The sequence below is a fragment of the Pseudomonas marvdashtae genome (genome assembly GCF_014268655.2).
In the GTDB taxonomy this organism is placed as follows: Bacteria; Pseudomonadota; Gammaproteobacteria; order Pseudomonadales; family Pseudomonadaceae; genus Aquipseudomonas; species Aquipseudomonas marvdashtae.
In genome coordinates, this window is the sequence record NZ_JABWQX020000001.1 from 1,903,488 (window position 1) to 1,915,195 (window position 11,708).

The following is an 11,708-nucleotide window of genomic DNA, read 5'->3' on the forward strand; positions in this document are numbered from 1 at the left end:
GGCAAAATGAGCGGCAAGGGCCGCCGCTCACTGTTCAGATCAGGTGTTGGCCGCACTTTCCACTGGCAGTGTAGCCAACTCGCTTTCCATCTCTTCATCATCTCCTACCGCTGAAGCGGGTAGACGCTTGGACACTGTAACGCCTAAGGCAACGAACTTGTCCACGGTTTTGGTCAGGCTTCCGTGATCTCCTTTCAGTGTATTGACGCTTTCTGTGTAGCTTTTCTGCACCGTTGCGATCTGATTGCCGAGCTTGTCCATTTTTTCCACAAAGATTCGCAACTTGTCGTAGACCTTGCTCGCCATCGTGGCAAGTTGCAGCGTGCTGCTGTTTTGACGTTGGATACTCCACAAATTCGATACGACCCTTAATACCGGGAGCAAGGTGGTGGCGGTAATTATCGCAATACGTTTTTCATAGGCTGCCTGGAATACCCCCGGACTGTGCTCAGCCGCTACTAGGTACGCGGGCTCAACCGGCATGAATAAAAACACAAAGTCGGGAGAGTTGATTCCGTTAAGGTCGGTGTATTTCTTATCGGACAAACCGTTGATGTGGTTCTTCAACGCCAAAACGTGAGCGGACAGGGCTTTGGTGCGATCTTCGTCGGTTTCGGCGGCGACGTACTCCGTATAGGCCACCAGCGACATTTTGCTGTCAATGATGATGTGTTTGCCTTCAGGTAAATTGACCACGAAGTCTGGTCGATTGTTTCCTGCATCGTCGTCCTTGAAGTTCGCCTCGCGGTGGTACTCGAACCCTTTGCGCAGCCCTGCTTGCTCGAGCAGCATTTCTACCTTTTGCTCGCCCCAGGTGCCTTGAAGTTTTTTGTCGCCTTTGAGCGCCTTGGTAAGGTTTGACGCCTCGGTTGTGATTTGGACGTTCAACTCCATTAGCTTGACCAGCTCGCTTTTCATCGAGCTTTGGCCTTGGACGGTATCGGAGTGAACCTGATCCACCCGCTGACGGAATGATTCGAGCTGGTCCTTGAACGGTTTTAGCAGCGTGTCCAGCCCTTGGCGGCTTTGTTCCGAGAAGCTCTGCTGTTTGCTGTCGAAAATCTGATTTGCAAGGTTCTGAAACTCCTGCTTGAGTTGGACCTTGTTATCTTCCAACAGCTGCAGTTTCTCTGCAGCTGAGTGCTGGTCGCGCTGGTGGCGCATATTTATTTCGGCAAGACTCTGCTTCGCAAGGCTGAGTTCATCTCGCGTATCGGCTAGTTCTTTGTCTCGTTGGGCCAATGTGTTGCGCAGCGTGTCCAATTGGTCCTTTTGTTCTGCTGCCTGCCCCAATTGTTCGCGCTGCTTTTTGAATTCTTCCTGAGCCTTGTCGAGACGACTTTGGAGGTCCTTATTGGCGGTTTTTACTTCCATTAGCTGATGCGCTTGTTCCGCGCTTTGACCTAGATGCTCACCTTGTTTTTGCAGTTGTAGTTGAGCTGCGTCAAAACGCGCTTGCTGCTGCGTCAGCGCCTGCTTCAACTCATCCAACTGCCGAGTCTGCTCCTGGCCTTGGCCAAGCTCTTGTTTTAATTCGCCGAGCTGTAGCCGGAGTAGGTTCGTTTCCACACTGTGTTTTTCAATGAGAGCGGCGGCCTCTGCGAGTTGCTGCGCTTTATCGAGCGTGCGTTGCTTCTCGGCCTCCAGCGAAGTCTTGAACTCGCTGAGCTGAATGCTGAGCTGCTTCTCGATCTCTCGATGGTTCACCAATGCTTCACTGGCCAGTTTCAGCTCATTTTGATGTTCCGATTGCTCATGGAGCATTTGCTGCTCACGTTGCCGAGAAAGCGCAACATCGTTCAGCAATTGCTGGTGTTCAGCTTGATGACTGGATTGTATTTCGGAGAATTGTTGAGCCAGCTTGCCTGCCGCGATACGGCTATTGATCCAGAAACCGATCCCCAGAAACAGCAAGCTGAAGAGTCCGATCAGGGCCGGAATGAGATATTGTTGTGCCATCGGTAGGTCCTTTTATCGCTGGGGTGGATTGCAAAATGATGGCACGGAGCTGGTCGACTGAGAACTGTTATATCGACCTGATTTTAATCGAAGGTAAGCTTCTCGGAGATTTCGATGTTTAAGTGTTAGCCGGTGGGCCACGATACTCGATTAAAAACAAATCATTCCGTGCCGGCCGGTAAATAGGCCCAGGTTAAGCAAAGGGGAGCCGGCGGTGATTACTCATCATCAGCCCAGCGGGGAAGCATCGCAGTGTTTTCTGCGTCTAGCATCGGATCAATGCAGCGCAGTTTCTTCCGCTTATTTTCCACGGAATGACTCTGTGCAAAAAGAATTGCGGTCGAGATATCGAGCGATATGGAAGCAAACGACTTTATCAGCAAGGATTGCGGCAGTGCCCAATCCCACTTTTCGCGCAGCATGTTTTCCACCTCCGAAAGTATCGAATCTAGATCAGCAGCATCCAGGCTTCCGACTTCCTTCAGTGCCATTTGGGTTCGACCGATGTCGGCGTCAACCTCAATGGCAAGGCCTGCGTTATCACAAGAAAGGCCGACATGATTGAGTAACAAGCGCAGTGCATCGTTGGCATGATCACCTAGCCAGCTCATCAGATAACACTTACCGCCCGACTCAACTATGTAGCGCTTACCAAGTCCCAGCGAAACAAATGTCTTTCGAGCCTCGTCGAGAAGCTCTTGAGCCCCTTGATCAATAAAGGGGCAGGGGAGTGTGTCTGCCAAGACGGCTCGCATTTCTTGGCGTACGTTGTCATGCACCATCGCACCCAGACCATCGAACTGAGGAGGGGCGCCACCGCGTGCTGCTGAAACGATGATGACTTTGGCCTGGAGATCAACATCACGAACCTGCCACCTCCGGCCTCCCAAAATAATGCGCTGATCCTTGGTCAGTGGACGGCTTACCGGCACAGATCCCAGTGCCCTACCATCGCATACAAGGCGAAATTCTTCGTCGCTGGTGAATGCGCTGTAGAACTCATAGTGGTTGATCAATCGCTCTCCAACCGTCCCAGGGAGAAGCAACCCTGAGCTGTCCTGAACAATGAGCTCGTGCTCGCCGAGCGCCTTGAGCAACTTCACAAAGTCTGGTTTCTCAACTTTTGGAAATGCTCCCTCAGCAATCAAACTTTTCCAGAGATCTGCAGCAGATGCACCGCCGCACTGGGCAATCACTGAAAGACATTGTTGAACGAGGGTGGACGCGTGAATGCCTTGAGCCCTGGGAGGTTCAAACCACCCCTTGGCCAGCAGTCGAACCATGGCAATGGTTTGAACCAAGCCTTGGCGCAGTTGATCCGAGAGGCTCGATCCATCTCTGAGTGGCGATTCCTTGCAGTAAACGCGCAGCGTTGCTTTTTCTCCTGGGCGCCTTCCCGATCGCCCTAGACGTTGTCGCAGACTCGCCACCGATGGTGGGGCACCAATCTGCACGACTGTTTTGATGCTGCCGATGTCTATGCCGAGCTCAAGCGTCGTGGTGCAAATCGCGGATGCTGCTTGAGTCCCTGCCTTGAGAGCATGCTCTGCTTGCTCACGTAAGTCCTTCGAAAGGCTACCGTGATGAGGCCAGAATTCGTTAGGCACGCCGTCTTTCTCGCAGCGCCGTCGCAGTTGATCTGCGTACCATTCAACCTGAGACCGGCTGTTTGGGAAAATCAGGTTGTTACTGCCGCGTAACACCTTGTAAAGATGATCAGCGATCGCGAAGTCTGGGCTTGCCTCGTTCTCTGTCTCGTCTTCATTTTCCGCCTGGTCAGAGAGCTTTACGGGCTTCTTCTTGAGCTCGCTCATGGGTGGCTGAATGTAACCACGAACTTGCACCTGGAGAGTCTGGTTGGAGCTTTTTGATTCAATGACGGTAACGCCATCGGCATTTCCCGGACGCAAAAACTCCGACGCCATCTTCATATCGCCGAGGGTGGCTGAGAGCCCGACTCTAGGGAGACGGTGGCCGGCAACAAGTTCTACCCGATGCATTAGCGACTGAAGTTGCTTGCCTCGTTCGCTACCGATGAACGCATGCAGCTCATCCACGACGATATAACGCAGGTGCTGGAACACCCCGCCAAGACTTGAACCGCGGTTGACGAACAGGGCTTCAAGGGATTCAGGAGTGATCAGAAGCACCCCCTCAGGGGACTTCAAAAAGCGATGCTTTTTGCTTGAGGAGATGTCTCCGTGCCAAGCCACTACGGGAATCTCAAGCTGCTCACAAAGACGGCTTAACCTGTCCCACTGGTCGTTGATCAGGGCCTTGAGCGGGCTGATATACAGCACCGAACCGGGTGGATCATCACGATTCAGCAAATTGGTGAGTATGGGAAGAAAAGCAGCCTCGGTTTTGCCTGCCGCTGTTGCTGCGGCGATGATGACATCCTGATCGGCGTCCACCAGAACAGGTACCGCCCATTCCTGGGCGTCGCGCAAGGAAGTCCAGCCTTCCGCCCAAACCCATCGCTGGATTCGGGATTCAAGTTGATCGAAACCCGATGACTCAGAGTGTGAAGGTGGCAAGTTCATCGTCCGCATCGACTTTGGTATCGTCTTCGCCGCCTGAGTCCCTGGCGACCTCGACGGCTCCAAGCAGCATTCGCCAATCGGCGCCCGGGTTTTGCTCCAAGATGGCGAGCAGGTTGATGAACGCTGTGATCGTGGTACGTGGCGTGCGGAAGTAAGCTTCTCCCAGGCGCTGATTACAATGCGCCATGAACAAGGGGAGCGCTTCGTCAGGTAGTAAGTATTTTTCGACATCCCCGCCAGCGTATACGTGACGAAGCTTCTGAAGCAGCACGTAGAAGTCTTCCGGGGTCAGGCTGGTCAGGCGAATGACCGGCCCCGACAGATCCACCAATCCTGATTTTGCAAACGAGTTCTCGGCCAATCGAGATTGCAGGGCAGGGTAGCTGAATAGCCCCCGACGAGTGTCCATCAAAAACTCAGGAGTGCCACCTAAAACGAAACCAAGCCCTTCGGACGATCCCTGCAGAGAGTCGTTGAGGATACGGAGGATCTGTTCGTAATTGGCATTACGAGCTTGGGTATTGGCCAGTTTGTAGAGGTTGACCAGTTCGTCGAGGCAGATCATCAGACCGCCAAAACCTGCAAGTCTGACGAATCTCGACAGGAGCTTGAGCTGATCGTAGACGGAGGCATCATCAATGATGGTTCGTACGCCCAAGGCTGCTCGGGCATCAGTCTTAGTAGTGAACTCTCCACGTAACCAACGGATGGCGTCGGCCTTGAGCTGCTCGTTGCCTTCTTCGAAACCTCGGCAATAGGCGGCAATTACCTCCGCAAAATCAAACCCGTTAACCATCTCGGTCAGCTCGGCCAAGTGAGCACGAATAACAGTCTCGCTGTCCGTACCCGCCGCCTTGGCTTCGGTTTTGGCCTGAGAGATGAATTTCTCAACAATGCCTTGCATAGCCCCACCGTCGGGCTTCGTACGCGTCGACATATTTTTAGCCAACTCGGAGTAAAGCGAACGTGCTTGTCCACCCGTGGCATGTAATCTGCGATCTGGGTTCAAGTCGGCATGCATGGTGACAAGCTTGCGCTCCATGGCAATGGCTCGTACCAGGTTCAGAAAGAATGTCTTGCCCGCACCGTACTCGCCAATGACGACTCGAAATGCCGATCCACTTTCAACCAGGCGATTGACGTCCTTAATCAGTGCATCTAGTTCGCCTACCCGGCCAACCTGAATCAGGTGTTGGCCCACGCGAGGAACGACGCCTGCGCGTAGCGACTGGATGACCGCATCGCGATCCTTGGCTCTGATAGTGCTCATAGGGCTAACTCTTCCAGAATGTCCGTATTAATCTCGACAGGGTCATCACCCTCAGTGACGGGCATGTCGAAACGTTCAAAAGCCATGTCGTTAATTTGTTCCAGGGCACCATCGAGCATCAGCTCCATGTCGCTTGCGGCAGCTTCAAGTTCGGAGCGGCTCCACTCAGGGCGTGAGATCAGCAACCGAAGGAATGCAGAGTGTTCTAAATCGAGACCATCAATGTTTGCACTCGATTCTTGTACTGATTCTGCCACATTGACCAACTGTTCCGGTTCGTCAACCTGGTCCTCGGTGAAGACTTTGGCAAGGAGGGCGGAAACCTCTGCGGTTTCTCGTTGCAGTTCTGCAATGCGCTCGTGATCAAGCACGAACCCTTGATTCGCGGCGGCAGTGATCGGGGTACCAGGCTCGGAACGAGGAATGCCGGCTTTTGGTTTTACGGAGGCAATACTTGCTCCAGATGTAGCACCGTGGAGATCGCTGTACAGCAGCTGACTGTCTAGCTGCAGGGCCTTGTAAACGCGCTCAAGAAGTTTCACTTCCAATGGGCTGACGATGCCATCAGCTTGCGCCAGATGGGCCAGAAAGCTGGCAATCGTGCGTTTGGCTTCGACCGTTAATGGGTCGAGTTTTTTCTTCAGGCTGGCCAGCGTTGGTGGTTGCTGGATCTGGATTCGCAGGTGTGCTTTAAGGCGTTTGCGATGGGCCACACTCAGGTGATTCCAGGAGTCGATGTGTTGAGCAAGCAGCGTAACTTCCTCAGTGGAGGTATCACCATCGGCAGAAGCCACAGCACTAGCAAGGTCGAGCGTCACCGAAGCAGCATTGTAAGCTGCAGATGCTCGCAGTGCCCCGTCTTCTGGTTGAGTCACGAACAGCGCGATTTGATCCTCTGCCTTCGGTGTCTTACTGCCAGCCAGTACGTCGGGTTCAATACCGATGTGAAGCGATTCGAGTGCGCGGGCAAGTGCAAGTACTTTGTCTCGGGACAGGGCGCCGGCGCTCTTGAACCGGCCTGCGAGTTCGCCAAAGCTCATGACAATCAGGTCGTCGCCAATTCTGAGCTGAAGCTCGTCCAATTCTGTACGGGCTGCCGTCGGCCAGAGAGCGACGGGAAGCTGCAGAAGACCTTCGAGAGCTTCTGCGCTATCAGGGTTGCGGCCCAAATATCGGCTGTAGGGTTCAAGCTCGGTAGTGCATAGCTCAACCAGCAACTGCAGGCTTTTTCGTGTACCTGACGTGGCCAGGACATCAGGAAGGTCACCCAAGCTAAGCGTGGGGGCCATTAAGACCGCGGAGGCCGGCCTATAGCTGGTTTTAAGTTTGGTCTTGTTCTGCGCCAGGACAAGACCCTTAGGATGGGCGCTTGTGTACTTAAGCTTGAACAGTCTCGAAAAGACATCCTTGCAGCGAGTCACGGGCGTGCGTTTGCTGATGTTGGGATCAGCTAGCGTCCAGGCTAATGCCCAATCGGCATCAAGAGGGCGCTTGTTGGAGGCGAATTGCCCCAGACCTACGCGCAGTGGCAGTGGCATCTCGTAGCTATAGGCGACAACGTTGGGAGGTGGGCCAAGGTAAAGTTCTGGATCGATCTTGGTGTTGCTCAGGTAATCCAGAAAACCTTCCGCATATCCCCTGAACGACCTATTTTCCCCGTAGATACTCAATAGGCGTCGGACTTCTTCGACGATCAAAGGAAGCTCAGCCTTGACGCCCGGGTCACCCACTGCGTCAACGAGTGCTCGACGTTCCAGACCATAGAAATACAGAAAGACGTAGCCGGTGTCTGCCAGTGGGTAACGACGACCACCCTCCAGCCATTGAAGGTATCCACGGCGAGCCTCTGACGTGATGGAGTGGAAACTGGGCCAATAGGACATCAGCCGTTCTTCTAGATCGACGTGTGTCTTTGCGATACGGAGCTTGGGGTTAATCAGTGAGGGTTCTTCGGCATCGTGCCGGTCACCTAGCACGCTGCCCATATAGAACATGCCACCGGGAACTGTAAAACCGGAAGCGGTGACTGATTCACCTGCTGGCACCCAGCGAGCATCAGATTTTTGCGTTCTCGCATTTGGAATTTTGAAGGACTTTGAAGGTTCTGAGCCGAGTTGGACAGTGTAAAAATCTGAGGTTTCCTCAGCGCCCATATGGCGCCCTGATACCTCGCGCATAGAGAAAGTGAGGCCAGATCGTTGATGCTCTCGCAGATGTTCCGTATCCGAAATGGCCACTGACAATTTCTCTGCATGGCGCCTTGAGCGACGAACCAGCAGCCAAAAAACCGCGGCAACGCAAGCAATAACACCAATGGCGATCCAAGCATTTTTCGGGATGGATGCGACTGCGCCGACGGCCAGAGCGAAAATGATGAGGATGCCGTTACTTGTGGAGTTTTTTGCTTTCTTCCTTGCCATGAGTCGTTTCAACCTTGAAAGATGGGTGCTGGCGCAATGGCAGTATCCGATAATTGGCCTACGAGAACCATGGGCAGAGGAACGTTATTGATCGGAAAATTTTGCTTGTGCACGAAATAGCTACAATCATCAAAAGTAGCTTCTCAGCAGGAAGCGCGGAGATCATCCCCCTCCATTGCTAATAGCTGCGATTCATTGTGGGCAGCTATCGGCCAGAAGTCGAAGCTCACTAGTCGATGATGTCAGCCCGTTCGCAAAAGCTAGGATTGTTGCGTTGGCCATCTCTTCTCGACTATAGCGACAGTACCTCGAGTTCTTTGATGATAATGTCGGCCATAAAATGGACTCCCCCTACTATTACCCCCACAAAAACGCTGGCTCTTGATGGACGTTACTGGACTCTCGTAGAGCAGAACACCGCAGGAGCTCAGGCAAATACTGGCTCAGAAAAATCCATAGTAAAATTCCGGAAGCTTTCAAGAAGTATTAAAAAGGAGATGGGGTGCTAGGGGTCGAGTGTTCGAATCACTCCGTCCCGACCATATTATTCAATGACTTAGGCCAATGTTCATAGCATTGGCCTTTTTCATGTGCGTGGCTTTTGCGGGACTGTTCATTTCATTGTCAAACCTGCATTGGCCACTACCCCAGAGTTTCCCGATACTGCGCTTCATCAACCTCGGTCAAGGTTGCATAGCCGTCGTAGTGGTAGATTCGATGCCTGTCCCGGGCATAGCGCTCAGTCAGGAATTGGAAGGTGGTCAGGTCGATACGCTTGGTGCTCAGTGGGCGTCGGTGGCAGAACAACTTGCGCGTGCCCAGTTGCAGGAAGTCGGGATGCGGTACGCGGACTTCATCAGGATCGAATGCCACGTCCAGCGGCTTGCCTTCCGAGAGGATCAGAACAGGGCCGACGGCATAGGTACCTAGAAAGCGCGTATCGCAAGGACATAGCTTTTTCTTCGCCTCGCCGTAGTAGTACACCAAGTCTCGGTCCTTGGCCCAACCGTGCCCGCAGGACTCGAAAGTGGCAACTTGCGCCTTACGAATCGGTTCGGGAGGATGATAGAAAACACGGTGGCAGAACACGGTTTTCCCATCCGTCAGGTAGGGTCCACCAAGTGAGCGGAAGTGCTCCACCGGTTCCTGGGAAAACCGTTCTGGCACTTCCGTTTGCGCGTTATGGAACGGGATCAGATACAAGCCCTGGGCATCGCCGCACAGGTGCGTGTCGAGCAATTTGAAACTTGCCGCGTCCAGTCCGTTGATAACGCGCCCGTGGAAATAGACCTGGCGGCCCCGTTCAAAACCGAGACCGATGGTCTCCAGCGGCAGCGTTTCTGCCTGTATCTGCGGTTTTTCAGGCTGCGCCTGCAAGCGGTGCCACCAGTAATCTTTCAGTTGCGGATGGGCCTCGAAGTAGGGTGCCCATTCCTGCTGCATCGCTGCATCGATGATTCCGCCAGAGCCCAGCGGGCCACGCTTGTCACCTGCCAGCACGGGCGAGTAATCCTGATCATTGCGACAGAGCTGGGTCACGACAAAGCTTTCCACGTCGACATCCAGGCGTTTCTGGTGCCGGTAGACGTGCCGGTGATCATGGTAATAATCGAACCCCAAGTGTCGAAAACTCGGGCCATGGGCGTCACGCATGCGCGTGCCGGCGGCGTAGACGTACAGGTCGTCCACGGCAAAATACTCATCCTCGTATTCTCTGGCGCTGACCACGCGACCGTACTCATCGTACGTTGGCTGGCAGCACTTGAGCAGTTGGAAATCGCCAACGTAGCGAATGCTCTTGCCGGTCAGGTAATAGGCGCGGTGCCGGTCCTTGGCGTAGCGTTCGTTGAGCACAGTGAAGGTTGCCAGGTCGGCATTGTCGATGCGGTAGAAGTATTCATAGGAAATGCTCGAGCCTTGCTGCGCTTGGACGATGATCGATTGTCCATCGGTTCCCCAGCGCTGAGCGAGCATCCGAAAGTTGCCAGGGTTTCTGATTGGCAGCGGCGTGCCGTCTTTCTGGTGCAGAGGTTTGTAACCCTTGTAGACCTGATCGTCGATCACTCGATAGGACGGGTGATTGCAATACCGCACCCGCGTCGTGGCGCTGGCGATGAACTGCCCCTGCAGAAAGATATTCACCCCGTCGCTGAACAGGGCAGAAGCTGACGTCACCGAGGCTGGAGACGATGCCAACAGGGCCAGGCTTTCGGGGCATGCCTCCGGGATGTGGGTGATCGCGTACTCGCCGAACCAATAGGCGCCGGTTTCGTCACGCCAGTACTGGTAGCCGAGGCTTTCCAGGCCCTTGTCGAACCGAAACGCCAAGGCTTGGAGCGCGTGATAGCCGTGGCGTTCCCGGTAGGCTGGAAGCAGGTAGTAATCGTGCAGCGCATCGCGCAAGACCCAACGGTTGCGGCGGTGCCGCCAGGTCGGCTGGCCGGCCAGCAAGGGCGAGGGTGGATAATGTCCATCATTGGCGCATCGCGCCAACTCGCCTGGGCGTGCACCTTCAGGGTTGAGCATGATGTACACGTCGGGCACTTGCCCGTCGCCCAGCAGCACGCCTTCCGTGAACGCGAAGCCTTGGTGCCATTCAAGTTCCAGCAGCTCCCAGTCAGCGAAGGGTGCCTCGATGTCTGTCATATCGTTGGGGCCTGAACGCCGTAAGTATTGGCCCGAGAACTAACATTTTTGCGGCGATCTCGCCAGCTTGGCCATCCATTCATTTGCCGCCCGTCACATCAAGGAATGTACCGGTCACGAACGATGCCTGCGCGCTGGCCAGCCACAGAATGGCCCGTGCCACTTCCTCCGGCTGGCCGCCCCGGCCCATGGGAATCGAGTCCTTGACGCGATCGACCCGCCCTGGTTCGCCGCCGCTGGCATGCATGTCGGTATAGATGTGCCCGGGGCGAATGCAGTTGACGCGTATTCCTTCCCGCGCAACCTCTTTGGCAAAGCCGATGGTGAACGTCTCCAGCGCGCCCTTTGACGCCGCATAGTCGACATATTCATTGGGGCTGCCGAGGCGCGCCGATGCCGAAGAGATGTTGATCACCACGCCGCCCGGACCGTTGTGCCGATAGGACATGCGCTTCACCGCCTGCTGGGCGCAGAGAATCGGGCCAATGGAATTGACTGCGAAAATGCGCTGCATGCGCTCGAAGCCGAGGTCCTCCAGGCGTGACTGGGCCGACAGTACCCCAGCGTTATTGACCAGAACGTCGATGCGTCCGAATGCGCGATCGATAGCCGCGAACAGGTCGGCAACCTGCTTGGGGTCAGCACTGTCGGCCCGCATGGCCAGCGCTCGGCGTCCTAGCGCCTGCACATCCGCCACCACCGCCAACGCCGCGGTCTCGTTGGCGACGTAGCTGATCGCGACGTCGTAGCCTTGTGCAGCGGCTAGCCGCGCAGTGGCGGCACCCACGCCGCGACTGCCGCCGGTTATCAGAATAAGCGGTGCTTGCGAGACGTCAACCATTGAAAATACTCCAGGGGCAGATGACTGTA

Annotated in this window: 6 protein-coding genes; all 6 read right to left on the reverse strand. The window is 54.8% G+C overall.

From position 1 onward, the window contains the following. Nucleotides 1-39: 39 nt before the first annotated feature. The 6 genes from HU742_RS08780 to HU742_RS08805 all read right to left on the reverse strand — a co-directional run bounded on the left by HU742_RS08780 (nt 40) and on the right by HU742_RS08805 (nt 11,679). Complete coding sequence (locus HU742_RS08780; protein ID WP_186642240.1) at nt 40-1,959, reverse strand: DNA recombination protein RmuC; 1,920 nt, start codon at nt 1,957-1,959, stop codon at nt 40-42. Between the two features lie 218 nt (nt 1,960-2,177). Next, nucleotides 2,178-4,502, reverse strand: coding sequence for a DEAD/DEAH box helicase (locus HU742_RS08785; protein WP_186642241.1), 2,325 nt, complete (start codon nt 4,500-4,502; stop codon nt 2,178-2,180). Continuing rightward, complete coding sequence (locus HU742_RS08790) at nt 4,477-5,772, reverse strand: ATP-binding protein (protein ID WP_186642242.1); 1,296 nt, start codon at nt 5,770-5,772, stop codon at nt 4,477-4,479. Before HU742_RS08790 ends, HU742_RS08785 begins: the two co-directional genes overlap by 26 nt. Next, entirely contained in the window at nt 5,769-8,192 is a 2,424-nt protein-coding gene (locus HU742_RS08795) for a tellurite resistance TerB family protein (protein ID WP_186642243.1), read from the reverse strand. The genes HU742_RS08790 and HU742_RS08795 overlap by 4 nt, the downstream gene beginning before the upstream one ends. Nucleotides 8,193-8,834: 642 nt before the next feature. After that, nucleotides 8,835-10,838 carry a DKNYY domain-containing protein gene (locus HU742_RS08800; protein ID WP_186642244.1) on the reverse strand — a complete coding sequence of 668 codons (2,004 nt, stop codon included), beginning with the start codon at nt 10,836-10,838 and terminating at the stop codon, nt 8,835-8,837. 79 nt (nt 10,839-10,917) lie between these two features. Next, on the reverse strand, nt 10,918-11,679 hold the full coding sequence (locus tag HU742_RS08805; RefSeq protein WP_186642245.1) for an SDR family oxidoreductase: 762 nt from the start codon (nt 11,677-11,679) through the stop codon (nt 10,918-10,920). Nucleotides 11,680-11,708: the final 29 nt, after the last annotated feature.

What these genes read in the sequence shown, in the direction of transcription:
- HU742_RS08780 (WP_186642240.1), bottom strand. Translation starts at nt 1,959, where the DNA reads ATGGCACAACAATATCTCATTCCGGCCCTGATCGGACTCTTCAGCTTG.
- HU742_RS08785 (WP_186642241.1), bottom strand. Translation starts at nt 4,502, where the DNA reads ATGAACTTGCCACCTTCACACTCTGAGTCATCGGGTTTCGATCAACTT.
- HU742_RS08790 (WP_186642242.1), bottom strand. Translation starts at nt 5,772, where the DNA reads ATGAGCACTATCAGAGCCAAGGATCGCGATGCGGTCATCCAGTCGCTA.
- HU742_RS08795 (WP_186642243.1), bottom strand. Translation starts at nt 8,192, where the DNA reads ATGGCAAGGAAGAAAGCAAAAAACTCCACAAGTAACGGCATCCTCATC.
- HU742_RS08800 (WP_186642244.1), bottom strand. Translation starts at nt 10,838, where the DNA reads ATGACAGACATCGAGGCACCCTTCGCTGACTGGGAGCTGCTGGAACTT.
- HU742_RS08805 (WP_186642245.1), bottom strand. Translation starts at nt 11,679, where the DNA reads ATGGTTGACGTCTCGCAAGCACCGCTTATTCTGATAACCGGCGGCAGT.